This is a genomic window from Streptomyces sp. NPDC104307, from assembly GCF_055584045.1.
This window is the reverse complement of the sequence record NZ_JBVJMU010000003.1, coordinates 132826-158018: the sequence shown is the minus strand read 5'-3', so window position 1 is coordinate 158018 and position 25193 is coordinate 132826. Positions and strand designations below refer to the sequence as shown.

Sequence of the window (25193 nt, the reverse complement as noted above, 5' to 3'; positions counted from 1 at the left end):
GGTCTCCTCAGGGATGAACAGGATCAGCGGGGGTGGGGGCGGGGACGGGGTGGAGCGGGATGGGGTGATGTGTGCGTGGGGGGGGCGGGGAGAGGTCCGGGTCAGGAAGGGGTGCCCGGCGTCGAGCGGTTGCGGCGCACCAGGAACAGCACGCCGCCCGCGGCCGCGGCGAGCACGGCGGCGCCGCCGAGGATCAGGTAGAGCCCGGTCGAGGACCCCTTGTCAGCCGCCGATGCCACGGGCGCCGTGGCGGCGGCGGCCTTCGGCCCGGGGGTGTCCGACGGCTGCGTGACGGGGGCCGGGTCGCTGCCCAGGTCGGGGAGCGCGGGCAGCTTCGCCTTCGCGTCGAGGGCCACGGCGAGCGAGACCGGGTCCATCGCGGTGCCCGCCTTGTAGAGGGAACCGAAGGCCTTGGCGCCGTCGGCGGTCAGCTTCGCGGGGGCCTCCGTGAGGACCGCCAGGCCGCCCTTCGGCGCGAAGTCCTTGGCGGTGAAGGTGATGAGCGGCACGGCCTTCGCGGTGTCGCCCTTGGTCCGGACGTCGGCGCTGAGGGTGCCCCGGTCCGCCTTCACCCCCACCGCGAACCGGGAGAGCGTCAGATCGAGGCCGTCCGCCCCGGTGAAGCGGACGCTGCCCGCGAAGGCGGCGGCCAGGGTCTGCTTCTTCGCGTCGTACGTGCCCTTCCCCTTCGGGAAGCGGAAGAGCGCGCCGCCGTCCTGGGCTCCCCCGGCCAGGGTCCACTTGCCCTGGCCGATCGAGCCGGTGACGTACTCCCGGAACGTGCGGCGCACGCCCCAGTCCACGGCACCGTCCGCGATCCGGCCCTCGGTCTCCTTCGGCTTCGCGCTGTCCGCGGGCTTCTCCGGCGACTTGGACGCGGCGGGCTTCCCGGCCGGGGCCGAGGTGTCCACGGAGAGGGTGACCGGGTCCAGCGGCGTACCGGCCGTGTAGTAACCGGCGAAGGACTTGGCGCCCTGTGAAGTGAGCGTCGCCGGAACGTTGTTGAGGGCGATGGGGGTGGAACCGCCCCGCATGTCGATCCCGGACAGGCCGAGCGTGGCCAGGGGCACCTGGGCTGCGGAGGTGACCCGGCCGCTCCCCCGCTCCTTGCTGACCATGTCGGCGTACAGGGTGCCGCTGCCGCCCTGGATGCGGACGGCCGGGCGGCTGATCGTGAGGTCCAGCTCGTTGGAGCCGTCGGGCTTCTTGTGGCCGGTGAAGTGGACACCGCCCGAGAAGCCGGAGGTGAAGGCGCCGCTCGCCGGGTCGTAGGAGCCGGTCGCGGAGTGGAAGCGGAACTGGCTTCCGCCGACCGTGGCCGCGCCGCCCGTCAGGTTCCAACTGCCGTGGGCGATGGGGCCCGTGACGTAACTCTGGAAGGAGGACTTGATGCCCCAGTCCAGCCGGCCGCCCTGCACCGTCCGGCTCGCCGCTTGCGCGGCGGTGGCCGGGAGCAGGGCTCCCAGCAGTACCGCGAGAAGCGCGACGGCGAGCGCGCGGGCAGGTCTGAACGGCGGCATGAACCCCTCCGAGATCTAGAAGATGAGGTAAGGCTAACCTAAGCTATGTACATCGTGTGCCGGTACCCCCTTCCGTCACATTCCTCGCAATCCCCTCCCAACTGCACGCCGCAGAACGACAGGACGGTGCCCCAGTGCGCTTCTCGCAGGACTTCGCCCCGCCGGGCCGCGACACCGGGCGACCGAGGCGCCGCCGGGCAGGCGGGACTTCGCGGACACGGCCTGGCCGGCGCACCGGCCTCCGTACGGCCGCGATATCCCTGGCGGCCGCGCTGCTGCTGGCCGGCTGCGGGGGTACGGGGACGCCGGCGGCGAAGACGGCGGGCGTCAAGAAGGGCTCGGCCGCCGACGCGGACCGGATCGAGCCGCTGGCCACCGTGCCCTCGCCCCACCTGCCCGTCACCGTGAAATCGGCGGACGGCAAGCGGACCACGATCACTTCGGCCGACCGGATCGTGCCGCTGACCGGCAGCCTGAGCGAGATCGTCTTCACCCTCGGCCTCGGCAAGCAGGTGGTGGCCCGCGACATCACCGCCACCTTCGAGCAGGCGGAGAAGCTCCCGGTGGTGACCCGCGCCCATGACGTGTCGGCCGAGAGCGTGCTCTCCCTGCGGCCCACCGTCGTCCTCGCGGACACCACGACCGGCCCGGCGGAGGCCATCGGCCAGATCCGGGACGCCGGGATTCCGCTCGTCGTCGTCGATCCGGCCACCGAGCTCGCCGACGTCGGCCGCCGGATCGACACGGTGGCGGCCGCTCTGGGCGTACCGGAGTCCGGCCATGAGCTGAAGCAGCGCACCCAGGACCGGATCGACGCCGTCCGCAAGTCCGTGCCCGCACCGGCCGACGGGGCGAAGAAGCCCCGGGTCGCCTTCCTCTACCTGCGCGGCTCCGCCTCCGTCTATCTGCTGGGGGGCCGTGAGTCCGGGGCGAGTTCACTGCTCGAAGCGGCGGGCGCGGTCGACGCGGGCAAGGCGTCCGGGCTGAAGAAGGACTTCACCGCCATCACCAGCGAGGCACTGGCCAAGGCGGCTCCCGACGCGATCCTGGTGATGACGAAGGGGCTCGACTCGGTCGGCGGTGTCGACGGTCTGGTGAAGATCCCGGGCGTCGCGGAGACCCCGGCCGGTATGGACCGGCGCATCCTCTCCATCGACGACGGGGTGCTGCTGAACTACGGGCCGCGCACCGACCGGGTGCTGAGCGAACTGGTCGCCCAGCTCCACCCGGAGGACGGTGCGGCCAAGTGACCACCACCTGCGAAACACCCGCCGGGCGGACGGATACGGAGCCGGCTCCAACACCGCCCCGCGCCCGCCGCTCGACGGCCGTCACCCTGACCGCCGGGCTGCTCGCCGCCCTCGTCCTGTGTGCCCTGCTCTCCGCCGGACTCGGCGCGTACAGCATTCCGCTCGGTGACGTCCTCGCCTCCCTCCAGCACCGGACCGGCCTCGGCGGACACGCCCTGGACCGGGTCGGGGAGAGCGTCCTGTGGAACGTCCGGCTGCCGAGGGTCGTCCTCGCGCTGCTGGTCGGGGCCTCCCTCGGCTGCGCGGGCGCCCTGATGCAGGGGGTCTTCGGCAATCCGCTCGCGGAGCCGGGCGTCATCGGCATCTCGGCGGGCGCGGCGGTCGGCGCGGTCGCCTCGATCGCGCTGGGGCTGAGCTTCTTCGGCAACTGGACCATCACCGTCTGCGCTTTCGTCTCCGGACTGCTGACCGTGCTGCTCGTCTACGCACTGTCGCGCTCCGGCGGCCGGACGGAGGTCGTGACGCTGATCCTCACCGGCATCGCCGTCAACGCCTTCGCGGGTGCGCTGATCGGTCTGTTCATCTTCTTCGCGGACAACGCGCAGATCAGCCAGATCACCTTCTGGCAGCTCGGCTCGCTGGCCCAGGCCACCTGGCCGAAGGTGCTGGCCGTGCTGCCGTGCGCGGTGCTCGGACTCGTCATCGCGCCGTTCTACGCCCGCAAGCTGGACCTGCTGGCGCTCGGCGAACGGCCCGCCAGGCACCTGGGCGTCGATGTGGAACGGCTCCGCGTCGTGCTGGTGCTCGTCGTGGCGCTGCTGACCGCCGCCGCGGTGGCGGTCGCCGGGATCATCTCGTTCGTGGGGCTGCTGGTGCCGCATCTGCTGCGGATGGCGAACGGCCCCGGACACCGCTTCCTGGTCCCCGGCAGTGCGCTCGGCGGTGCGCTGGTGCTGGTCGCGGGCGATCTCGCGGCCCGTACCGTCGCGGACCCGGCCGAACTGCCGCTCGGAGTACTGACCGCGCTGATCGGCAGCCCGTTCTTCTTCTGGCTGCTGCGCAGGACCCGTCGCAAGCAAGGTGGTTGGGCATGAGGACGCTGCGGAACCTCTTCGCGGGGCGCGAACGCCTGCTCCCCGCGCCGGCCGCCCCCGGTACGCCGGTCGCGGAGACGCGCGGCCTGCGGGTCCGGCTGGGCGGGCGCCAGGTGCTCGACTCCATCGAGTTGACGGTGCACGCGGGCGAGGTGCTGGCGCTCGTCGGCCCGAACGGGGCCGGGAAGTCGACGCTGCTGGCCGCGCTCGCCGCCGACCTGCCCGCCACCAGCGGCACCGTACGGATCGACGGGCGGCCGGTCCTCGACTGGTCCGCGCCCGAACTCGCGCTGCGCCGGGCGGTGCTGCCGCAGTCCGCCGCGCTCTCCTTCCCCTTTCCGGTGGAGGACATCGTCCGGATGGGGCGAGCTCCCTGGGCCGGTACGGAACGCGAGGACGAGGACGATCCGGCGGTCCGCGCGGCGATGGCGGCCACCGAGGTCACCGAATTCGCCGCCCGCCCGTTCTCCGCACTGTCCGGCGGCGAGCGGGCCCGGGTAGCGCTGGCCCGGGTGCTGGCGCAGCGCGCCCCGCTGCTGCTGCTCGACGAGCCGACCGCCGCGCTGGACCTGCGCCACCAGGAACTGGTGCTGAGGATCTGCCGGGAGCGGGCCGCCGCCGGTGACGCGGTCGTCGTCGTCCTGCACGATCTGGGACTGGCCGCCGCGTACGCCGACCGGGCCGCCGTGCTGCACGACGGGCGGATCGCGGTGGCCGGGCCGCCCGCGGAGGTGTTCACGGGCGCGCTGCTCGGCAAGGTCTACCGGCAGCCGGTCGAGGTGTTTCCGCATCCTCGGACCGGGGTGCCGCTGGTGGTACCGGACCGGACCGCTTGACCCTTGCTTTACCCCTGCCGGGCTCGCCCATGGGTCGGTCGTGATCGCCCCGTTCCCCCGGGTGTGCGGTGAGAGCTGAATCACTGCGCGGGTGGGTACCGGCCAGGTAAGGGTCGGTTAAGTTAGGTCCGCCTCACCTGCCCTTGTCCGGTCCTTCCGTTTTCTTCCTTCATCCTCATGTGGAGCCCGTATGCGAGCCGTTCGTCTCTCCGTCGTCACCGCTGCCGCCACCGTGGCCGCCCTGACCGCTGTCACGGGCTGCGCCGAGAAGAGCGACGGCAAGGGTGACGGCGCCGTCCAGGTCGTCGCGAAGGACGACTCCTGCGAGGTGTCGAAGAAGAAGCTGCCGGCCGGTCACGTCGAACTGGCCGTGCAGAACAAGGGTTCCAAGGTCACCGAGGTCTACGTCCTGTTCCCGGACGACCGCATCGTCGCGGAGCGCGAGAACATCGGCCCCGGCACCAAGGCCACCATCACCGCGGAGATCAAGGCCGGTTCGTACGAGATCGCCTGCAAGCCCGGCATGAAGGGCCACGGCATCCGGCAGAAGCTGGAGATCAGCGGCGGCAGCGCGGCCAAGCGCAGCCCCGAGATGGACAAGGCCGTCGCCGCCTACCGCACCTACGTCCAGGACCAGGCCGACGCGACGCTGCCGAAGGCCAAGCTCTTCACGGACGCGGTCGCCGCCGGGGACATCGAGGCCGCCAAGAAGGTCTACGCCGAATCCCGGCTCGGCTGGGAGCGGACCGAGCCCGTCGCGGAGTCCTTCGGTGACATCGACCCCAAGGTCGATGTCCGCGCGGACGGACTGGAGGACGGCCAGAAGTGGACCGGCTGGCACCGCCTGGAGAAGGCGCTGTGGCAGGACAAGAAGCTGGGCACCGAGGAGAAGGCTCTCGCGCCGACCCTCCAGAAGGACCTGCTCGACTGGCAGAAGCGGGTCGGCACGGCGGAGATCACCCCGACCTCGATGGCCAACGGCGCCAAGGAACTGCTCGACGAGGTCGCGACCGGCAAGGTCACCGGCGAGGAGGAGCGCTACAGCCACACCGACCTCATCGACTTCAAGGCCAACGTCGAGGGCGCGGAGAAGTCCTACGAGCTGCTGAAGCCGATCGCCTCGAAGAACGACGCAGCCCTGTCGGCCACCCTGGACAAGCGGTTCGCAGAGCTGAACAAGCTGCTGGACACCTACCGCAAGGACAAGACCTCCTACGCGTTCACCTCGTACGAGAAGGTCGGCAAGGCGGACCGCAAGGACCTGTCGGACGCGGTCAACGCCCTGGCCGAGCCGCTCTCCAGGCTCGCCGCCGCGGTCACCAAGTAACCCCGGCGCAAAGAGACGCAGAGAGAAGCGGAGAGGATCCGGGCATGTCAGAGGAGACGCGGGACACGGCCACCGACGGCCCGGATTCCGGGCCCCCGGCCGCTCCCGGCCCCGGCGGCGCACCCTCACGGCGGGCGCTGCTCGGCTGGGGCGGCGCCGGACTCGCCCTGGGCGCGGTGGCGGCCGGCGGCGCCGTCGCCGCGGTCCGCTCCGACGACGCGCGGGTCCCGGCCGCGGAGAGCGGCGCGGCGGTGCCGTTCCACGGTGCGCACCAGGCCGGGATCGCCACCGCCGTCCAGGACCGGCTGCACTTCGCCGCGTTCGACGTGACGACGAAGGACCGGGCGGAACTCGTCGCGCTGCTCAAGGAGTGGACCCGGGCCGCCGAGCGGATGACGGCCGGCCACGCGGTCGGCGACGGGGCGTACGGGGGCCTGGCCGAGGCCCCGCCGGACGACACGGGCGAGGCGCTTGGCCTCCAGCCGTCCCGGCTGACGCTGACCATCGGTTTCGGTCCCTCGCTGTTCGCCAAGGGGCGGTTCGGCCTGGAGGACCGGCGGCCCGACGCGCTCGTCGACCTGCCCAGGTTCCCCGGCGACAACCTCGACGCGGCCCGCAGCGGCGGCGACCTGTGCGTCCAGGCCTGCGCGGACGACCCGCAGGTGGCGGTGCACGCCATCCGCAACCTGGCCAGGATCGGCATGGGCCGCACCGCGATCCGCTGGTCCCAGCTGGGCTTCGGCAAAACATCCTCGACGACACCGGACGCCCAGACCCCGCGCAACATGATGGGCTTCAAGGACGGCACCCGGAACATCTCCGGCAGCGACACCGCGGCCCTGGACGAGCACGTCTGGGTCGGCGGGAAGGACCGGGCGGGCTGGCTGACCGGGGGCTCCTACCTGGTGGCCCGGCGCATCCGGATGCACATCGAGACCTGGGACCGCGCCCCGCTCCAGGAGCAGGAGGACGTCTTCGGCCGCGACAAGGGCGAGGGCGCCCCGGTCGGCAAGGCCAAGGAGCGCGACGAGCCGTTCCTGAAGGCGATGCTGCCGACCGCCCACGTGCGGCTCGCGCACCCGGACAGCAACGACGGGGCGACGATCCTGCGGCGCGGCTACTCCTTCACCGACGGGACGGACGGCCTGGGCAGGCTGGACGCCGGGCTGTTCTTCCTCGCGTACCAGCGCGACACCCGCAAAGCGTTCGTACCGCTCCAGCGGCGACTGTCGGCGCACGACGCGCTCAACGAGTACATCCAGCACGTGGGTTCGGCGCACTTCGCCGTCCCGCCGGGCGTCCGCGACAAGGACGACTGGTGGGGCCGGGCGCTGTTCTCGTAGCCGTTCTCAAGCACCCCGAAGCGGAAAGGGATCCGAATCGTGTTCAGTAACTTCCTGATCGGCCTTCGCGAGGGCCTTGAGGCCAGCCTGGTCGTCTGCATCCTCATCGCGTACCTGGTGAAGACCGGAAACCGGAACAAGCTGCTGCCCATCTGGGTCGGTGTCGGGATCGCGGTCGTCGTCAGTCTGGCGTTCGGCGCGGGGCTCGAATTCGGCTCCCAGGAGATGACGTTCAAGGCGCAGGAGGCGCTCGGCGGCTCGCTGTCGATCCTCTCCGTCGCCCTGGTCACCTGGATGGTCTTCTGGATGCGGCGCACCGCCCGGCACCTGAAAACGGAGCTGCACGGCAAGCTCGACGCGGCGCTCGCGATGGGGACCGGGGCGCTCGTCGCCACGGCGCTGCTCGCGGTGGGCCGGGAGGGTCTAGAGACCTCGCTGTTCGTCTGGCGGGCGGTGCACGCGGCGGACGACGGCTGGCATCCGATGATCGGCGCGGTGCTGGGCATCGCCGCCGCGGTGGTGCTGGGCTGGCTGTTCTACCGGGGCGCGTTGAAGATCAACCTGGCGAAGTTCTTCACCTGGACCGGCGGCATGCTGGTGGTCGTCGCGGCGGGCGTGCTCGCGTACGGGGTGCACGACCTCCAGGAGGCCGAGTTCCTCGGGGGCCTGCAGAACCGGGCGTTCGACATCAGCGCCACGATCCCGCCGGACAGCTGGTACGGCACGCTGCTGAAGGGCACCTTCAACTTCCAGCCCGATCCGACGGTTCTCCAGATCACGGTGTGGGCGCTGTATCTGATCCCCACGCTCGCGCTCTTCCTCGCCCCGGTAGGGTTCGCACGGTCAGTGGGGGCGACGGACCAGAAGGCGCGGAAAGCAACGGATGAGAAGTCTGAGGCCGGTTCGGCTGGCGACGGGGCTCGCGGCGGCGACGGTGCTGAGCGTGACGGCGAGCGGATGCATGACGGTCCACGGCGAACTGGAAGTCGTACCGGCGGCGACGAAGTCTGAGGCCGCGCAGGCTCTGAAGACGTTCACCGCCGCGTACAACGCGGCGGACAAGGCCTACGATCCGGCGCTGGACGCGGACGAGATCGGCGGCTCGCTCGGTGCGATCAACCAGGCGGGCCTCAAGGCCCGGCACACGAACAACCCGGACGGCAACGCGAACCACCAGCCGCTGGAGCTGACCGACGCGCACTACGTCATCCCCAAGAAGGCGGGCTGGCCGAGGTGGTTCGTCGCGGACACCGACTCCAACCGGGACCAGGACAACGGCAAGCTGGACACCCGCTGGCTCGTCGTCTTCACCAAGTCCGGCCCCGACGCGGGCTGGAAAGCCATCTACCTGTCGGTCGTCGCCCCGTCGCGGCTGCCCGGCTTCGCGAAGGACGACGACGGCCGGGCCAAGCCGGTCCCGGCGGACAGCACCGGACTGGCGGTGGCCCCGCAGGAGTTGAGCAAGCAGTACACGGACTACCTGCAGAAGGGCACACCCGACGTCTTCACCCCGGGCGCCTCCACCTCGCTCTGGCGCACCACGCGCCAGAACACCCGGCGGGCGGGATTCTCGTACCAGTACATCGACCAGCCGCTGGACAGCGGCGCGTTCGGACCGCTCGGCCTGGAGACGGCGGACGGCGGGGCACTGGTCTTCTTCAGCAGCAAGCACTTCGAACGCCAGACGGCGGCGAAGGGGCTGCGCCCGACGGTCACCCCGGATGTGCGGGCGCTGCTGTCCGGCGAGGTGAAGAGCACCCTCACGAAGGAGCGGGTCTCCAGCCAGCTGGTGTACGTCCCGAAGAAGGGCGCCGGTACGGCCAAGGTGACCGTACTGAACCGCCTCCCGGGCCTGACCTCGGCCAAGGGCTCCTGACCACAACCAAACCAAGCGTGCCCCGCGCAGTTTTAAAGCCCACCCGAGCACAAAATCAAGCCCGCCCGGCGATTGAGGGCAACCTTCCAGCCCGCCCGAGCGCAAACCAAGCCCGCCCGGCGATTGAGGGCAACCTTTCAAGCCCACCCGAGCGCAAACCAAGCCCGCCCGGCGATTGAGGGCAACACCGCCACCGGGCGGCCCCGGCACCGCCCCACCCCCGCACAGGCCACCGCCTACCGGCTCAGCGGCCAGGCCACCGACTCATGATCGACATCGCTCTGCTCCGCCGACCCCACGAACCGCGCACACGCGTCCGTCAGCGTCTCCAGCAGCGTCAGCGGATCCGGCAGCGGATTCTCCGGCCCCCGCACCCACCGCACGTCCAGCTCACCCGGAAGCCGCGCGGGCGGCAGCAGCACGTAGCTGCCCCGGCAGTGCCACCGCAGCCCGGGGTGCTCGTCCATCGTCTCGGGATGGCAGTCCAGCTCACACGGCCACCACTCGTCCTCGTCCTCCGGCGTACCCCGCGTCGCCGTGAAGAAGAGCATCCGGTCGTCGCCGGACCGGGCCACCGGGCCCACCTCGATCTCGGCGGCGAGCAGCCGTTCCAGCGCCTGCTCGCCCGCCGACAGCGGGACGTCGAGAACGTCGTGGATCATGCCGGTCGCCGTGATGAAGTTCGCCTGCGGCTGGCTGCGGGCCCACCGCTCGATCTGGGACCGTTCGGTCGTGGACTGCGTCTGCCAGGCGAACGAGATCGGATGCCTGGCGGGGGTCGGACAGCCCATGCGTTCGCAGGAACATCGGTAGCCCACCGGATGGGCAGCGGGCGCGATCGGCATTCCGGCCTCTGCGACAGCCAGGAGCAGTGCCTCCCGTGCGGTGTCGTCGACCTCGCTCTGCTGCGGTTTGGGTCGTCGGCGCAGCCAGTGGGAAAACTTGCTCTCTGAGCCGCGACTACGGCCGAAATCGGCGCCCATCTATCCCCTTACCTCTGCGTTGCCCCTGTCCATCGTCCCACCATCCTGCGCCTCGGGTGGCCAGACTCCGGAAGCGGGGTGGGCGGATCGACGGCGCGCGGTGAGCACTATCACACCCCTTGTCATGAAATGCACGGCGGGAATGCTCACCGCGAAGGCAGGCTGCGGTACGCCGCCACTCCGCACTCCGCGGGAACCACCCGATCGGTTCACTGCGCGGCGGGCCCCGGACGGCGCACCATGGGCTCACGCACATACCCGTGCGACGCACCGGCCGCGGCGGCCACCAATGCCGCCGCGACGATTCGTGAGGAGCCCTCGTTGCCTCGTGAAGCCACACCCCGCCGCTACCTGATGTGCGCCCCCGCCCACTTCAGGGTGACGTACTCCATCAACCCGTGGATGGACCCCACCAAGCCGGTGGACCTCCCGCTGGCGCAGACCCAGTGGGAGGATCTGCGCGACCGCTACCGCGCCCTCGGTCACACCGTGGAGCTGCTCACCCCCGACCCCGGGCTGCCCGACATGGTCTTCGCCGCCAACGGGGCCACCGTGGTCGACGGCCGGGTGCTGGGCGCCCGGTTCGCCTATCAGGAGCGGTTCGCGGAGGCGGCCGCCCACCGGGACTGGTTCCGCGAGCACGGCTTCACGGAGATCCATGAGCCGGACCACGTCAACGAGGGCGAGGGCGACTTCGCGGTGACGTCCTCGTACCTGCTGGCGGGGCGTGGTTTCCGGTCGAGCCCGCTCTCGCACGACGAGGCCCAGGAGTTCTTCGGGCGGCCGGTGATCGGGCTGGATCTCGTCGATCCGCGCTACTACCACCTGGATACGGCGCTGAGCGTGCTCGACGAGGCGTCCGACGAGATCATGTACTACCCGGACGCCTTCTCACCGGGCAGCCGGGCGGTGCTGGCCCGGCTCTTCCCCGACGCGCTGATCGCCGATGAGGCGGACGCCGCCGCGCTCGGGCTGAACGCGGTGAGCGACGGCCGCAACGTGCTGCTGCCGCAGGCCGCCACCGGCCTGTTCGACCCGCTGCGGGCGCGCGGCTTCGAGCCGTTGCCGATGGACCTGAGCGAGCTGCTCAAGGGCGGCGGCAGCGTGAAGTGCTGCACCCAGGAGCTGCGCGGACAGGACAGCCTCTAGCCGGCGTCCCCCGGCGGCGGCCAGGCGTCGCCCCAGTCGATGTCCCGGGCGGCGCGGTACAGCTCGCCGTGCCGCTTGGTGACCGTGGCCCGCTGGAGCCCCTCGTCCCGGGTGCACAGCTCCAGCAGCACCTGGCCCTTGCGGATCTGCGGGCGGCGGGTGATCCGGGCCGCCACCGGCTCCACCGCGAACCGGGTCGCCACGACGTAGCTGAACTTCTCGTCCTCGTACGGCAGCGAGCCGCCCTTCACCTTGCGGTGCAGCGAGGAGCGGCTCACCCGGGCCGAGAAGTGGCACCAGTCCGTGCCGGGCTCGATGGGGCAGGCGTCGCTGTGCGGGCAGGGCGCGGCGACGGTGAACCCGGCGGCGGTCAGCCGGTCCCGGGCCTCGATGACGCGGGCGTAGCCGTCGGGGGTGCCGGGCTCGACGATCACCACGGCCTGCGCCGCACGGGCCGCGGCGTCCACGAGCGCGGTGCGGGCCTGCGGCGTCAGCTCGTTGAGCACGTAGGAGACGGTCACCAGGTCCGCGGGGTCGAGATCGAGGTCCTCGCCGATCCGGGCCCGCTGCCACTGGACGGATTCCAGCGCCGGGGTGCCGGCGGCGCCGGCCAGTTCGCGGCCGAGGGCGAGCGCGGGCTCCGCCCAGTCCAGCACGGTGGTCCTGGGCCCTTCCCAGGCCCCGGCGACCGCCCAGCTCGCCGCTCCGGTGCCGCCGCCGACGTCGGTGTGGGTGGCGGGCACCCAGTCCGGGGCGGCCTCGCGCAGGGCGTGCAGGGCGGACCGTACCGCTTCGAAGGTGGCGGGCATCCGGTAGGCGGCGTACGCGGCGACGTCCGAGCGGTCCCGGAGCAGCGGGGTGCCGGTGGGAGTGGTCCCCCGGTAGTTGGCGATGAGCCGGTCGACGGCCTGGGCGGCCTGCTTGGGCGGCAGCCCGTCGAGGAGTCCGGCCAGTGCCGCACGCAGGGTGTCCGCGGTGGGGAGGGTGTCGTTCACCGACGAAGTGTAGGCGGAGCCCGGCCGCCCTCCGGTCCGCCGCCCCTCCCCGGTCCGCCGCCCGTCACGGCCGGGCGGCCACCTGCTGCCAGGGCCGGCACAGCGCCAGGAAGCAGCCCATCGCGCCCACCGCGCACACCAGCTGCACGACGGCCATCGGTACGGCCGTCGCCTCTCCGGCGATCCCGACGAGCGGCGAGGCGATGGCTCCGATCAGGAACGACGACGTGCCGAGCAGCGCGGAGGCGGATCCGGCGGCGTGCTTGGTGCGCATCAGGGCCTGGGCGTTGGTGTTCGGCATCGCCAGTCCCATCGCCGACATCAGCACGAACAGTCCCGTCGCCACCGGGACGAGTCCGACGTCACCGAAGACCCCGGACGTCATCAGCAGCAGCGCCGTCGCGGCCAGCACGATGACGGAGAGCCCGAAGCCGAGCGCCTTGTCGAGGCTGATCCGGCCGACGAGGATCTTGCCGTTGATCTGGCCGACGGCGATCAGGCCGATCGAGTTGATGCCGAAGAGCATGCTGAAGGTCTGCGGCGAGGCGCCGTAGATCTCCTGCACGACGAACGGCGAGGCGCTCACGTACGCGAAGAGGGCGGCGAAGGCGAGGCTGCCCGCGATCATGTAGCCGGTGAAGACGCGGTCCGCGAGCAGGGCGCGCATGGTGCGCAGGGCGTCACCGATGCCGCCGGTGTGGCGGTCCTCGGGCGGCAGGGTCTCCCGGAGCCACTTCCAGACGACCAGGGTGAGCAGGGTGCCGACGACGGTGAGGACGGCGAAGATGCCCCGCCAGTCGGTGAGCCGCAGGACCTGTCCGCCGATGACGGGGGCGATGACCGGGGCGACGCCGGAGATCAGCATCAGCGTGGAGAAGAACCGGGCCATCTCCATGCCGTCGTACATGTCACGCACCACGGCGCGCGCGATGACGATGCCGGCCGCGCCCGCGAGTCCCTGGATCAGCCGGAAGCCGATGAGGAGTTCGACGGTCGGGGCGAAGACGCAGATCGCGGTGGCGAGGACGTAGATGATCATGCCGAGGAGCAGCGGGCGGCGCCTGCCCCAGCGGTCGCTCATCGGCCCGACGACGACCTGTCCGAGCGCCATGCCGGTGAGGCAGGCGGTGAGGGTGAGCTGGACGGTCGAGGCGGGTGCGTGCAGCGCGTCGGTGACGGCGGGCAGCGCCGGGAGGTACATGTCCATGGACAGCGGCGGCAGCGCGGTCAGGCCGCCGAGGACCAGGGTGACGAGAAGTCCGGTGCGTCGGGCCGCCGCGGTGGCGGCCGGCCGGGACGCGGAGGTAACGGTGCCGGGAAGTCCGGCTCCGGTCCGGTTCGCGACGCCGGCGCCTGCGCCTGCGTCGGCGCGGGTGTCGGGGGCGGTGTCGGTTATGGGTATGTGCTGGGCTCGGCTGACGCCGCTCTCCGGCATTCTGATCTCCATTGTTGTTGAATCCGCCTCTATGCTCTCAGCTCAGCCGGAATGGTCGACACCTTTTTGGGAGCGCGCATGAGCAGGACCGTCCGTTGGGGCGTGCTGGCGACCGGTGGCATCGCGGCGACCTTCACCGCCGACCTGCTGGCGATGCCCGATGCGGAGGTGGTGGCCGTCGCCTCCCGTACGGACACCGCGGCGAAGGCGTTCGCCGAGCGGTTCGGGATACCCAGGGCCTACGGCAGCTGGGCCGAACTCGTCGCGGACGACGACGTCGACGTGGTGTACGTGGCCACGCCGCACTCCGCGCACCGGGAGGCGGCCGGGCTCGCGCTGGAGGCCGGGAAGCACGTGCTGTGCGAGAAGGCGTTCACGCTCAACGAGCGCGAGGCACGGGAGCTGGTGGAGCTCGCGCGCGGCCGCGGCCTCTTCCTGATGGAGGCCATGTGGACGTACCTCAACCCGGTCATCCGGCGGATGACCGAGCTGGTGCGGGACGGGGCGATCGGTGAGATCCGCACCGTGCAGGCCGACTTCGGCTTCGCCGGTGACTTCGGCGCGGAGCACCGGCTGCGCGATCCCGCGCTGGGCGGCGGTGCGCTGCTGGACCTCGGGGTCTATCCGGTGTCGTTCGCGCAGTTGCTGCTGGGTGAGCCGGACCGGGTGCGGGCGGACGCGCTGCTGTCACCGGAGGCCGTCGACCTGAACACCGGGATGCTGCTGGGCTGGGACTCGGGCGCCACCGCCCTGCTCTCCTGCTCGATCGTCGGGCACCACCCGACGGCCGCCACGGTCATCGGAACGGCCGGACGCATCGACTTCCCGGACAGCTTCTTCTATCCGCGGCGCTTCGTGCTGCACCGGGCGGGCCGCGAGCCCGAGGAGGTCACCTCCGGGCCGGGTCCGCAGGGCCTGTCGGGGATGCAGTTCGAGGCGGCCGAGGTGATGCGGGCGGTCCGGGCGGGCGAGACGGAGTCCCCGCTGGTGCCGCTGGACGGTTCACTCGCGGTGATGCGGACGCTCGACGCGGTACGTGACCGCGTCGGCGTCCGCTACCCGGCGGACCAGGCCGTGCGCTGAGTGGATCAGGCCGGGGTGAGGCCCTGGTTGCCCACCTCCGTGACGAGTGAGCCGGCCGTGGTGAGGGGGGCGCCCGGCTTGGTGACGGCGGACACCGTACGGAAGTCGGCGCGGGCGTGGCGCTCCTGGAGGGTGACGACGGCGTAGCCGCGGCGCCCGTTGTAGAACTTCAGGTGCGGGTTGGCCTGCATCAGGTTGTTCCAGTTGGCCGGCTTCTCCGAGCCGTCCTTGCCGCTGGTGATCGACGTGGTGACGATCTCGGTGCCCAGGGTGCGGGACGCCGGGTCGTCGAAGTCCCGCTTGATGTCGAAGCCGTAGCTCACGTGCACGTCGCCGGTCAGCACCATCAGGTTGTCCACCCCGGCGGACTGGGCGCCCTTCAGGATGCGGTCCCTGGAGGCCGTGTAGCCGTCCCAGGAGTCCATGGAGAGCTTGTAGGCGTCGGTCGGCAGGTCGCGCCGCTGGGCGAAGGTGACCTGCTGCGGCACGACGTTCCAGGTGGCCCGGGAGTGGCGCCAGCCGTCGGTCAGCCAGCGCTCCTGGGTGGCGCCGGTGATGGTGCGCGAGGGGTTCTCGGACTCCGGTCCGGGGGTCTGCCAGCCGTCGCCGTACGCCTGGTCGCTGCGGTACTGGCGGGTGTCGAGGATGTCGAACTGGGCGAGCCGGCCGAACTGGAGACGGCGGTAGAGCTTCATGTCCGGGCCGGTCGGCCGCTGCGGGGCGCGCAGCGGCTGGTTCTCCCAGTACGCGCGGTAGGCGGCGGCCCGGCGGATCAGGAACTCCTCCGGCGGCAGGTTGTCCTCCGAGGTGTCCCCGGCGTAGTTGTTCTCGGTCTCGTGGTCGTCCCAGGTGACGACGAAGGGGTGCGCGGCGTGGGCGGCGCGCAGATCGGGGTCGGACTTGTAGAGGGCGTACCGCAGCCGGTAGTCCTCCAGCGTGGTCGTCTCCCGGTTGAAGAGGGCGGGCAGGGTGCGGTCGGTGTAGTTGCGGGCTCCGCCGGTCGCGGTCACCGCGTACTCGTAGAGGTAGTCGCCGAGGTGGAAGACGACGTCGACGTCCTCTTGGGCGAGGTGCTTGTAGGCGGTGAAGTAGCCGTCGTGGTAGGCCTGGCAGGTGACGGCGGCCAGGGTCAGTTCGCGCTTGTGGGCACTGTTGGCGGGCGCGGTGCGGGTCCGGCCGACCGGGCTGGTCCACTTGCCGGTGCGGAAGCGGTAGTAGAGGACGCGGTCGGCGTCCAGTCCCCCGACCTCCACGTGGACGCTGTGGTGGAACTCGGGGTGGGCGGTGGCGGAGCCGCGCCGGACGATCCGGGTGAAGCGCTCGTCGCGGGCCAGCTCCCAGCTCACCTCGACGCGGGCGCGGGGCAGTCCGCTGTCGGGCTCGTACGGGCGGGGCGCGAGCCTCGTCCACAGCAGGACGGAGTCGGGCAACGGGTCGCCGGAGGCGACGCCGAGGGTGAACGGGTCCTCGCCGATCCGCCGGGCGTCCAGCTCGGCGGCGGCCGCGGCGCCCGCTGTCGGCAGGCCGACCGAGAAGGCGAGCGCGGCGGCGGCACCGGTGACGGTGAGAAATCGGCGGCGGCCCGTGTGCCGGGCGGCGTCGCGCAGCTCCTGGTCCTGCTGGTGCGATGAGTGCGTCATCTGTCCCTCCCCTGACTGGTGGTGTGAGGGGAAGTCCACCGGTCCAGCACATCCGGCGGTTGTCGCGCTCGCGTCGTGCGGGCGTCGCCGGGATGAGGATTGCGGCAGGATTGGGTCCCCAGGGGCAAAGTCCGCGAATGCGGCCAGGACCATGATCGTTAACTCTGGCCCCGACAGCCATGGAATCGCCGGAATCCGGCGCCGGGTTCACCCCCCGGAGGCACGAACCCGCCCTCCGGGAGCACCCCTTGACCCGTACGAACGCCGCCGGTCGGCCGGGGCCCTCCACCGGCACCGGGCCCTGGGCGTACGCTGCCGCACCATGAGCAACAAACTGTTGAACTCCGCGAGGAAGACGGCCGTGGTCACGGGCGCGGGCTCCGGGATCGGCCGCGCGGTGGCTCTCGCCCTGACCGGCGCCGGCTGGTCGGTGGCGCTCGCGGGCCGCCGCCCGGAGCCGCTCGCCGAGACCGCCGCGCTGGCCGGGGAGCACGCCCACGTCATCACCGTCCCCACCGACGTCTCGCGCCCCGAGGAGGTGGACGCGCTCTTCTCCTCGGTACACGAGTCCTTCGGCCGCCTCGACCTGCTCTTCAACAACGCGGGCACCTTCGGTCCGGGCGGCGTGCCGGTCGAGGACCTCGGGTACGAGGACTGGCGCACGGTGGTCGACGTGAACCTGACGGGGGCGTTCCTGTGCGCGCAGGCGGCGTACCGCCGGATGAAGGAGCAGGACCCGCAGGGCGGCCGGATCATCAACAACGGCTCGGTCTCGGCCCACACGCCGCGCCCGCACTCGGTCGCGTACACGGCGACCAAGCACGCGCTGACCGGTCTGACGAAGTCGCTGTCGCTGGACGGGCGCCCGTACCGGATCGCCTGCGGGCAGATCGACATCGGCAACGCGGCGACCGAGATGACCGAGCGCATGCGGACCGGAATCCTCCAGGCCAACGGCGAGCTGGCCGTGGAGCCGGTGATGGCGGCCGCGGACGTGGCGAGGACCGTGGTCCACATGGCGGAGCTGCCGCTGGAGGCGAACGTGCAGTTCGCCACGGTGCTGGCGACGGCCATGCCATACGTGGGACGGGGCTGACCCGTCGACGGGACCCGGGCCGTCGCGGCCCGTGGCCCGCACGGTCGGGGCCGTCACGGTCCGTGGCGATCCGTGGCGGTCCCGGTCGCGCGGGAATCTTCCGGAACTCGCAGCGGTTGTGCGGCACATGAATGAGACCCATCCATCCACAGTCCTGCGCTACACCGCCTTCTCCGCCGACCCGGACGGCGGCAATCCGGCCGGCGTGGTGCTGGACGCGTCCGCGATGGACGAGTCGGAGATGCTCGCCGTGGCGGCGGACCTCGGATACAGCGAGTCGGCCTTCCTGACCGGGCCGGCCGAGGCGGCGGCGCCGGGCGCGCGCGGCTACGCGATCCGCTACTTCAGCCCGAAGGCCGAGGTCTCCTTCTGCGGGCACGCCACCGTCGCGACGGCCCTGGCGCTCGCAGAGCGGGACGGCCCCGGGGACCTGGAGTTCGCCACCGCCGCAGGCCCTGTGCCGGTCACCGTCGTCCGCGAGGGCACCGAGCTGCGGGCCACCCTCACCAGCGTGGAACCGCACATCGCGGACGTCTCCGCGGACGACCTCGCGGAGGCGCTGGCCGGTCTGGGCTGGCCGGCCACCGATCTCGACCCGGACCTGCCGCCCCGCATCGCCTACGCGGGCGCCCGGCACCTGGTGCTGGCCGCCGCGACCCGGGAGCGGCTGGCCGCCCTCGACTACGACTTCGGCCGCGTCGAATCACTCATGCACAAGCTGGACCTGACCACGCTGCAACTGGTGTGGCGCGCCTCCGACACCGTCTTCCACGTCCGCGACCCCTTCCCGGTCGGCGGTGTGGTCGAGGACCCGGCGACGGGTGCGGCGGCCGCCGCCTTCGGCGCGTATCTGCGGGCGCTGTCCCTGGTCCCGGAGGCCGTCGGGCTGACCCTCCACCAGGGTGAGGACATGGGCCGGCCCGGCACGCTCACCGTCACGCTGCGGGCAGGTGACACGCGGGTCAGGGTGAGCGGCACGGGCACCAGGATCCCGGCGGCGGTCCGGCAGCCGTTCAGCGGCTGAGGAACTTCCGGTACCAGGGGGCGTGTTCGGCGAAGGACGTACGGAAATCCGGACCCGGTTCGCAGCCGAAGTCCCGCCAGACCCGCTCGTCGGCGAACCAGTGGTCCACGGTGAGCATCTCGAAATGGTGCTTGGCGTAGGGGACACCGGCCAGCCGGGCGCGGGCCTCGTCCATCCCGATCTCCGTGCTCGCCCACGGCAGCGAGAGCTCGGTGAGGACCGTCGACAGGACCTCGGAACAGCTCACCGGCTCCGGATGGTTCACGTGATAGACGCCGGCCGGGGCCTTCTCGGAGAGCGCCGCCCCCAGGAGCGCACGGCCCAGCGTGGCCACGTCGATCATCGAATGGCGGGCGTCGCAGCCGACCGGTCCGGCCGACAGGTACCGCAGCAGGGCGACCAGTCCGGGAATCGCCCACCGGTCCCCCGCCCCGTGGACGAGGTGCGGGCGCAGGACGGCCCCGCCGGCCGCGAGGACGTGCTGTTCCGCGGCGGCCCTGGTCAGGCTGACGGCCGAGGCGGGGGCCGGTTCGGCCATTCCGGGGAGCAGCGCCGTGAAGGGGCCCCGGCCGTAGACGGACGCGGTGCTGAGCTGGACGATCCGGCCGACGTCGCTGCGTACCGCCTCGTCGACCAGGGCCCGGGTGCCGAGGTCGTTGACGGTCCGGGCGGTCTGTTCGCCGGAGCCGACGTGCGAGGCGCAGTGGATCACCGCGTCGATGCCCTCGCAGCTGCCGCGCAGCGTCCCGGGATCGGTGAGATCCCCGTACACCGTTTCAAAGACCGGCCCGTCGGCCGTCAGGGCCGGGGCGTCGGGCTCGGTGCGGTGCGTCATCAGCCGGAGGCTGACGCCGGGGGTCGCGCGGGCGGCGGCGGCCACCCGGCTGCCGACGAAGCCGGTGGCCCCGGTGATGAGGATGCGCGTGGTCATGAGCGGCGGCTCCGGGCGTCGCTGAGGCCGGTCTGACGGAGATCCGGCGTACGGAGGGTGCAGGTGAAGGCGGGTTCGTCGTCCTGGACGGCCCGTATGCGTACCCCGGCGGGCGAGATGCCGTCGGCGGGGACGGGCAGGGCCTCGATCCAGCAGGGGCGGTCGAGTTCCACGTACTGGAGGAAGTCGGCCTGTATCGATGTCGGGAGGAAGGTGCGGCCGGGCGAGGCCGCCTGGGCCGCCTGTCGGGCGGCCTCCAGCAGCAGAATGCCCGGAACATGGTCGTTGGAATGGCTGAAGAGCGTCGGATGCCGGGTGTCCAGCCGCAGCGCCCAGGTGCTGGGAGCCGCCGCGGGAGCGAGGACGACGTCATGCTCGGAGGTCCTGCCCACGGTCCGGGGTGCGACGGCGGGCAGGAGGGGTATACGCGCGTCGAGCATGTCGCTGCGGTGACCCCGCGCCCGCTGGTACGCCTTGACCGAGGTGCAGCTGATCCGCCCGCCGCCGGTGGCCAGCACGGTGCCGTGACGGTGCAGGAGGAGTTCCAGCTCCATGGATCCGAGGCTCCGGCCGCGGCGCCGTATCCGGGAGCAGGACACGTCCACCGTGATGTCCCAGGGCTCCTCGCCCAGCACGAGGCGCCCGGCCTCAGAGGCGTACCGCAGCTCCCACATCACGAACGCCTCCCCGAGGGGAACCCCGAACTCGGAGTGCGCGATCAGCATGGTGGTCTGCCGCATCGTCTCCGCGATCAGCAGGGGGTCCTGGTGGCCCGCGACCGGGGTGAAGAAGCGGTGCGGCCTCGGCCAGTGGGCCGACACCGAGAACTGGGAGTCGGTCAGCTTGGTCAGCCCGGTCGGGAACACGTCCTGCGCATCGGGCCGGTGCACCAGCTGTCTGAGGTGTTCCGAGGAGCTCCTTCTTCGCATCGATTGCTCCATTCCGGCGGCGGGAGCGTGGTCCGGAACTCCGCCGGGAGCCTCGGTGCGACCGGTGTTCCTCGCGGACCCGGCGCCGCCGGCCGGTACCGAGACACTGCGTGAGGTGATCTGAACCATGAAGTTCCCCCAGGAGGATCCGAGTCACAGAGCCGAGCCGCCCCGCAGTAAGATACTGACAGCCCGGTTTTACTTTCCAGCCAACCCCATATGACACCAACCCCGCCACCACTAGAGAGAAGCTGATGGCACAACAGGCGCGCGCGATCCAGACCCGCCGGTCGATCCTGGTGGCGGCCGCCGAGGTGTTCGACGAGCGCGGCTACAGCAGCGCGACCATCAGCGAGATCCTCGCGCGGGCGGGGGCGACCAAGGGCGCGCTCTACTTCCACTTCACCTCGAAGGAGGATCTCGCGCTCGGGGTGATGGACATACAGCTGCACAGCGATCCGCTGCCGCCGCAGCTGACCAAGCTCCAGGAGCTGGTGGACCAGGGCATGATCCTCGCCTACCGGCTGCGCCATGAGCCGCTGGTACGGGCCAGTGTCGGCCTGGCCATGGACCAGGCCGTGGAGGGCCTCGACCGGGGCACGCCCTTCCGTGCCTGGATAGACCGGCTCGAACACCTGCTGAGCGCGGCGAAGGGCCAGGGCGAGCTGCTGCCGCACGTCGACCCTGGCGAGACCGCCGAGATGCTGGCCGGATCCTTCTCGGGTATCCAGGTGATGTCGCAGGTCCTGTCCCAACGCGAGGACCTCGGGCGGCGCATCTCGGTGCTGCTGCACTACGTACTGCCGAGCATCTCGACGCCGGCCGTTCTGGCCACTCTGGATATGGCCGAAGATCGCGGTGAACGTCTTCTCCGCCTCCTCGAAACCGTACCGCCCCAGACCCGCACCCCCAACTGACCACCGGAACGGTCGGCTTGGTAGGGCCAAAGCATACCGGGCGGTCCGGTGCGAGGGGCCGTAATGTCGGTGACGTCGAGTCAGCCATGTGACAGGAGCCGTCGATGTCAGTCCGCCGTGTCGTCCCCAACATCCCCGTCGTCGCGGGCTCCGGTCCCGACGGCGAAGCCGGCACCATGCGGGCGAATGCCGCCTTCTACGGGCTGCTGGGGTTCGAGGAGGTCATGAACCACGGCTGGATCATGACGCTCGCCCCGCCCTCGGAACCCACCGCCCAGATCAGCTTCATGACCGCCGACCTGACCGCACCGGTCAACCCGGACGTCAGCGTGCAGGTGGCGGACGTGGACGCGGCCCACGCGGCGCTGGTGCGCGCGGGCGCGGAGATCGTGTACGGCCCGCAGGACGAGGAGTGGGGCGTGCGCCGCTTCTTCGTCCGCGATCCCAACGGCCGGGTCGTCAACGTGCTGGGCCATCGCTGAGAACGGAGAGCCGGGCACTATGGCGTGAAACAAGCACGCCCCCGAAACAGTCGCCCGCCCGGCAGGACGCTCTGCGAGAATCCCGGCCATGACAGCGACCGAAACGGATCAGGTGCTCAAGCGATTCGTCGCCGGTATACGGCCGTTGGTGCCGACGGTGGCCGTCTGGGCACACGGCTCACTGGCGCTCGGCGACTTCCAGGAGGGGCGGAGCGATCTGGACCTCATCGCCATCGTCGACGGCCCGCTGGACACGGCGCACCGGGAGCGGCTGGCCGAGTTCCACCAGTTGCTCATGGACGAGGAGCCCGCGGCGGCCGCGCTGCACTGCTCGTACCTGCCCAGCACGTCGCTGGCGGAGGCCGGGACGGATCACGTCACCTGGGCGCACGGGATGATCCTGGAACGCCCGGTCACCCCGGTCACCCGCCGGGAGCTGCTCGACGGCGGACTCGCCCTCCACGGGCCGCCGCCCACGCGCCTGCTCCCGCCGCTCGCCCCCGGGCAGCTGGAGGAGTACATCCGGCTCGACCTGCGGGAGTACTGGCTCCCGGCCACCGACAAGCCTCACCTCTGGCTCCAGGACATCTGGGTGGACCTCGGCCCGCTGGTCCTGGCCCGCGCCACGGTCACGCTGCGCGACGGCCGGCTGATCACGAAGGGCGAGGCGCTGACCGAGCTGCCGGCCCTCGGCGCCCCCGCGGACCTGGTCCACGGCATCCACGAGCGCAGGTACGGGGACCCCGTACCGATCAGCGAGGCGGAACGCGTCCGACGGGGCGAGCAGGCACGCGCCTTCGTCCGGCACGGCATCCGGAACACGCTCTCGACGGGTACGGGTACGGGTACGGGTACGGGGACGACGGAGGAGACGTGAGCCCCGGCCCCCACCTGCCGGGGCAGCCGGTCAGGACGCGCTGCGCTTCTCCGCCGCGCTCTTCCCGGCCGTCGCCTTCTTCGCGCGGGACCGCGTCGCGGCGGTCTTCTTCGCCGTCGTCGACTTCTTGGCCGTGGACTTCCCGGCCGCCGTCTTCCTCGCTGCCGTCTTCCTCGCCGCTGTCTTCCTCGCTGCCGTCTTGCTCGCTGCCGTCTTCTTCGCCGGGGCCTTCCCGCGCGACCGCATCGGGTGCACCGTGGCATCGGTGGCATCGGTGGCATCGCCTTCGTCGGCGCCCCGGCTCTCCTTCGCGGCCTCCACGGAGGCGTTCAGGGCGGCCATCAGGTCCATGACCTGCCCGGATTCCCGCTCCGTGTCCTCGGCCGGCTCCGGAGCCTCCTTTCCCTCGGACTTCGCCTCGATGAGCTGCTCCAGGGCCTCGCGGTAGCGATCCCGGAAGCCGGAGATGTCGTCGGCGGCCATGGTCTCGGTGAGCTGGACGGCCTGCTCGATCTCGTTCTCGTCCAGCTCCACGTCTTTCGGCGCGAGGGAGTCCGGGCTGCGGATCTCGTCGGGCCAGTGCAGTACGTGGAGCACGATCGCCTCTTCGCGGACCTGGAGCATGCCGAGCCGCTCGCGGCCGTGCCAGGCGAATTTGGCGACGGCGACCTTCTCGGAGCGCTCAAGCGCCTGCCTGAGCAGGGTGTACGGCTTCGCGGCGACCTGGCCGCCGGTCGCCAGGTAGTACGAGTCGGCGATCCGGACCGGGTCGATGCTGTCGGCGTCGACGAACGAGACGATCTCGATCGCCTTCGCGGTCGGCAGCGGCATCCGGTCGAGTTCCTCGTCGGTGATCGGGACGGTCTCGTCCTTCGTGATCTCGTAGCCCTTGCCGATCTCGTCCTGCGACAGCTCCTCGCCGTCGAGGTCGCACACCTTGCGGGTCCGCACCCGGCCCATGTCCGACAGGTGGAACTGGTGGAAGTGGATCGCGTGATCCTCGCTCGCGCTGATCACCTTGACCGGGATCGTGACCAGCCCGAAGCTGATCGCCCCGGTCCACAGGGGTCGCGGCATGCATACCTCCAGGCCCGTGGCGGGTGCGGCCGGGTCACCGCTGCACACGATGAAAGCCCGAACGGCGCCGGCCGGGCCACCGCCGCCCGCACCTCGATCCTGACCCCGACCGGTCGTGATCGCATGCCGAGCGGGTGCGACGGCCCGGGGAGCCGGTCGTCCGGACACGTCCCCGGCCGCATTCGGCGGGCCTCGATCACTCGGTCAGCTGAGCAGCCAAATGCATGCCCCGCCCAGGACAAGGAGCAGGCAGACGGCCAGGTTGATGCGCCAGTACGTCCGGAGGATGGCGACGAACTCGCGGATCATCGCGCTGGGCCAGAAGTACGCGGCAGTGGGCGACCCGACGACGTGGCCCCTGACCCCCGCCCGGCGGGCGGTCACCGCGGCGCGGAAGACGTGGTAGTTGTTCGTGACCACGACACACCGGTAGTCGGGATGAGCCTTCTCCATGATCGATTTGCTGTACCGCAGATTCTGCTCGGTCGTCGTCGAGCGGTCCTCGCGCTCGATCAGGGCGGCCGGGAATCCACGCTCGATCAGGTACTCGGCCATCGCGTGTGACTCCGGCAGGCTCTCGTCGGGCCCCTGACCGCCGGAGGCGAGAAGGACGGGCTGCCTGCCGCGAGCCATCAGCCTCGTGTGCACGGCTCGGGCCCGCTCAAGCCGGCCGGCCAGCAGCGGCGACACCGTGGCCCCGTTGATGAGACCGGCACCGAGCACCACCACGTAGTCGGCCTTGCGGTGGATGTGGAGGCGGCCGTAGAGAAACGCGTAGACGACGAAGCAGACGAACAGGAAAGCGATGTAGCCGGCCAGGGCGAGCACCGTGCCCGTCACCACCACCAGGGTGACGTTCTCCAGGATCAGGGCGGTGATCATCAGCGCGAGAAGGACCACCAGGGCAAGCCCTGTCAGCAGGGACAGGAGGTTGGCGGGACTTCTGCCCTCCTTGCGCACCATCGTCACGCCGTTGGAGATCAGGAACCAGGACAGGATCGCGATGCCCACCGCCACGAGGAGGACGAGCACGATGCCGATCTCCCTCCCCGCGGCCGGTTGCGACCGGGCGAGCCCGGAGAGCCAGGCGGCCGCGGCGAAGGTGAGCGACAGTCCCAGGAGGACGGCGTTGCTGAAACGCCGGCGCTCGTGGAGCGTGCCGACGCAGAAGGCGACGAAGATCAGAACTGCCGGGACGTAGGCCACCATGCGCACATGCTAGAGCGTGTCCGCAAAGACGCGTCGTCCGCCCGGAGGGCAAGCCCGCGGAGGCCGGATCATCCGCGCCAGTTTCCTTCTGTTGACATGTCCAGGACCACTTGGAATGCT

Annotated in this window: 23 protein-coding genes; 14 read left to right on the top strand and 9 right to left on the bottom strand. The window is 71.3% G+C overall.

Features of this window, described 5'->3' with window-relative positions; translation table 11 throughout:
* Nucleotides 1-101: 101 nt before the first annotated feature.
* A complete protein-coding gene (locus tag ACZ601_RS10785) occupies nt 102-1520 on the bottom strand; it encodes an HtaA domain-containing protein (protein WP_469535648.1) in 1419 nt (472 codons plus the stop codon).
* A 134-nt stretch (nt 1521-1654) separates the two neighbouring features.
* Here ACZ601_RS10785 and ACZ601_RS10780 point away from each other — a divergent pair, with 134 nt between their 5' ends.
* The 7 genes from ACZ601_RS10780 to ACZ601_RS10750 all read left to right on the top strand — a co-directional run bounded on the left by ACZ601_RS10780 (nt 1655) and on the right by ACZ601_RS10750 (nt 9246).
* Nucleotides 1655-2770: a heme/hemin ABC transporter substrate-binding protein gene (locus tag ACZ601_RS10780; protein WP_469535646.1), complete on the top strand. Its 1116-nt coding sequence runs from the start codon at nt 1655-1657 to the stop codon at nt 2768-2770.
* Nucleotides 2767-3864 (top strand): FecCD family ABC transporter permease, encoded by a 1098-nt coding sequence (locus ACZ601_RS10775; RefSeq protein WP_469535642.1) that lies wholly within the window; start codon nt 2767-2769, stop codon nt 3862-3864. The genes ACZ601_RS10780 and ACZ601_RS10775 overlap by 4 nt, the downstream gene beginning before the upstream one ends.
* The gene (locus ACZ601_RS10770) at nt 3861-4700 is read left to right on the top strand and encodes a heme ABC transporter ATP-binding protein (protein WP_469535639.1); all 840 of its coding nucleotides are present in this window, start codon (nt 3861-3863) and stop codon (nt 4698-4700) included. The genes ACZ601_RS10775 and ACZ601_RS10770 overlap by 4 nt, the downstream gene beginning before the upstream one ends.
* Nucleotides 4701-4890: 190 nt before the next feature.
* The gene (efeO, locus tag ACZ601_RS10765; RefSeq protein ID WP_440574462.1) at nt 4891-6027 is read left to right on the top strand and encodes an iron uptake system protein EfeO; all 1137 of its coding nucleotides are present in this window, start codon (nt 4891-4893) and stop codon (nt 6025-6027) included.
* A gap of 44 nt (nt 6028-6071) precedes the next feature.
* A complete protein-coding gene (gene efeB, locus ACZ601_RS10760) occupies nt 6072-7370 on the top strand; it encodes an iron uptake transporter deferrochelatase/peroxidase subunit (RefSeq protein ID WP_469535634.1) in 1299 nt (432 codons plus the stop codon).
* A 39-nt stretch (nt 7371-7409) separates the two neighbouring features.
* Nucleotides 7410-8381 (top strand): iron uptake transporter permease EfeU, encoded by a 972-nt coding sequence (gene efeU / locus ACZ601_RS10755; protein ID WP_469535632.1) that lies wholly within the window; start codon nt 7410-7412, stop codon nt 8379-8381.
* Nucleotides 8263-9246 (top strand): SCO2278 family lipoprotein, encoded by a 984-nt coding sequence (locus ACZ601_RS10750; RefSeq protein WP_469536470.1) that lies wholly within the window; start codon nt 8263-8265, stop codon nt 9244-9246. The genes efeU and ACZ601_RS10750 overlap by 119 nt, the downstream gene beginning before the upstream one ends.
* A gap of 236 nt (nt 9247-9482) precedes the next feature.
* Here the strand turns inward: ACZ601_RS10750 and ACZ601_RS10745 are convergent, their stop codons facing one another.
* Entirely contained in the window at nt 9483-10229 is a 747-nt protein-coding gene (locus ACZ601_RS10745) for a bifunctional DNA primase/polymerase (protein ID WP_469535630.1), read from the bottom strand.
* Between the two features lie 240 nt (nt 10230-10469).
* On the opposite strand from ACZ601_RS10745, the gene ddaH reads away from it, so the two are divergent.
* The gene (ddaH, locus tag ACZ601_RS10740) at nt 10470-11378 is read left to right on the top strand and encodes a dimethylargininase (RefSeq protein WP_469535628.1); all 909 of its coding nucleotides are present in this window, start codon (nt 10470-10472) and stop codon (nt 11376-11378) included.
* On the opposite strand, the gene ACZ601_RS10735 is transcribed toward ddaH, so the two are convergent.
* Together ACZ601_RS10735 and ACZ601_RS10730 are read right to left on the bottom strand one after the other, a co-directional pair.
* On the bottom strand, nt 11375-12373 hold the full coding sequence (locus ACZ601_RS10735; protein WP_469535625.1) for a small ribosomal subunit Rsm22 family protein: 999 nt from the start codon (nt 12371-12373) through the stop codon (nt 11375-11377). The genes ddaH and ACZ601_RS10735 overlap by 4 nt on opposite strands.
* Nucleotides 12374-12437: 64 nt before the next feature.
* The gene (locus ACZ601_RS10730) at nt 12438-13808 is read right to left on the bottom strand and encodes a multidrug effflux MFS transporter (RefSeq protein WP_469535622.1); all 1371 of its coding nucleotides are present in this window, start codon (nt 13806-13808) and stop codon (nt 12438-12440) included.
* 78 nt (nt 13809-13886) lie between these two features.
* On the opposite strand from ACZ601_RS10730, the gene ACZ601_RS10725 reads away from it, so the two are divergent.
* Nucleotides 13887-14891 carry a Gfo/Idh/MocA family protein gene (locus ACZ601_RS10725; protein ID WP_469535619.1) on the top strand — a complete coding sequence of 335 codons (1005 nt, stop codon included), beginning with the start codon at nt 13887-13889 and terminating at the stop codon, nt 14889-14891.
* A 5-nt stretch (nt 14892-14896) separates the two neighbouring features.
* Here ACZ601_RS10725 and ACZ601_RS10720 read toward each other — a convergent pair whose 3' ends face one another.
* On the bottom strand, nt 14897-16531 hold the full coding sequence (locus tag ACZ601_RS10720) for an alkaline phosphatase D family protein (RefSeq protein WP_469535616.1): 1635 nt from the start codon (nt 16529-16531) through the stop codon (nt 14897-14899).
* 322 nt (nt 16532-16853) lie between these two features.
* On the opposite strand from ACZ601_RS10720, the gene ACZ601_RS10715 reads away from it, so the two are divergent.
* Together ACZ601_RS10715 and ACZ601_RS10710 are read left to right on the top strand one after the other, a co-directional pair.
* Nucleotides 16854-17627 (top strand): SDR family oxidoreductase, encoded by a 774-nt coding sequence (locus ACZ601_RS10715; protein WP_469535614.1) that lies wholly within the window; start codon nt 16854-16856, stop codon nt 17625-17627.
* A gap of 127 nt (nt 17628-17754) precedes the next feature.
* A complete protein-coding gene (locus ACZ601_RS10710) occupies nt 17755-18651 on the top strand; it encodes a PhzF family phenazine biosynthesis protein (RefSeq protein ID WP_469535613.1) in 897 nt (298 codons plus the stop codon).
* Here the strand turns inward: ACZ601_RS10710 and ACZ601_RS10705 are convergent.
* Together ACZ601_RS10705 and ACZ601_RS10700 are read right to left on the bottom strand one after the other, a co-directional pair.
* Nucleotides 18641-19582: an NAD-dependent epimerase/dehydratase family protein gene (locus ACZ601_RS10705; RefSeq protein WP_469535611.1), complete on the bottom strand. Its 942-nt coding sequence runs from the start codon at nt 19580-19582 to the stop codon at nt 18641-18643. The two genes, ACZ601_RS10710 and ACZ601_RS10705, sit on opposite strands and share 11 nt — an antisense overlap.
* Nucleotides 19579-20511, bottom strand: a complete 933-nt coding sequence (locus ACZ601_RS10700) for a ScbA/BarX family gamma-butyrolactone biosynthesis protein (RefSeq protein WP_469535608.1) — start codon at nt 20509-20511, stop codon at nt 19579-19581. The genes ACZ601_RS10705 and ACZ601_RS10700 overlap by 4 nt, the downstream gene beginning before the upstream one ends.
* 254 nt (nt 20512-20765) lie before the next feature.
* On the opposite strand from ACZ601_RS10700, the gene ACZ601_RS10695 reads away from it, so the two are divergent.
* The 3 genes from ACZ601_RS10695 (at nt 20766) to ACZ601_RS10685 (ending at nt 22787) form a co-directional block, all read left to right on the top strand.
* The gene (locus ACZ601_RS10695) at nt 20766-21428 is read left to right on the top strand and encodes a ScbR family autoregulator-binding transcription factor (RefSeq protein ID WP_469535606.1); all 663 of its coding nucleotides are present in this window, start codon (nt 20766-20768) and stop codon (nt 21426-21428) included.
* A gap of 104 nt (nt 21429-21532) precedes the next feature.
* On the top strand, nt 21533-21910 hold the full coding sequence (locus tag ACZ601_RS10690; protein ID WP_469535604.1) for a VOC family protein: 378 nt from the start codon (nt 21533-21535) through the stop codon (nt 21908-21910).
* Nucleotides 21911-21998: 88 nt separating this feature from the next.
* Nucleotides 21999-22787 (top strand): nucleotidyltransferase domain-containing protein, encoded by a 789-nt coding sequence (locus ACZ601_RS10685; RefSeq protein ID WP_469535601.1) that lies wholly within the window; start codon nt 21999-22001, stop codon nt 22785-22787.
* Between the two features lie 30 nt (nt 22788-22817).
* Here the strand turns inward: ACZ601_RS10685 and ku are convergent, their stop codons facing one another.
* Together ku and ACZ601_RS10675 are read right to left on the bottom strand one after the other, a co-directional pair.
* Nucleotides 22818-23864, bottom strand: a complete 1047-nt coding sequence (ku, locus tag ACZ601_RS10680) for a non-homologous end joining protein Ku (protein ID WP_469535599.1) — start codon at nt 23862-23864, stop codon at nt 22818-22820.
* 204 nt (nt 23865-24068) lie between these two features.
* Nucleotides 24069-25073, bottom strand: a complete 1005-nt coding sequence (locus tag ACZ601_RS10675; RefSeq protein WP_469535596.1) for a YdcF family protein — start codon at nt 25071-25073, stop codon at nt 24069-24071.
* Between the last annotated feature and the right edge of the window lie 120 nt (nt 25074-25193).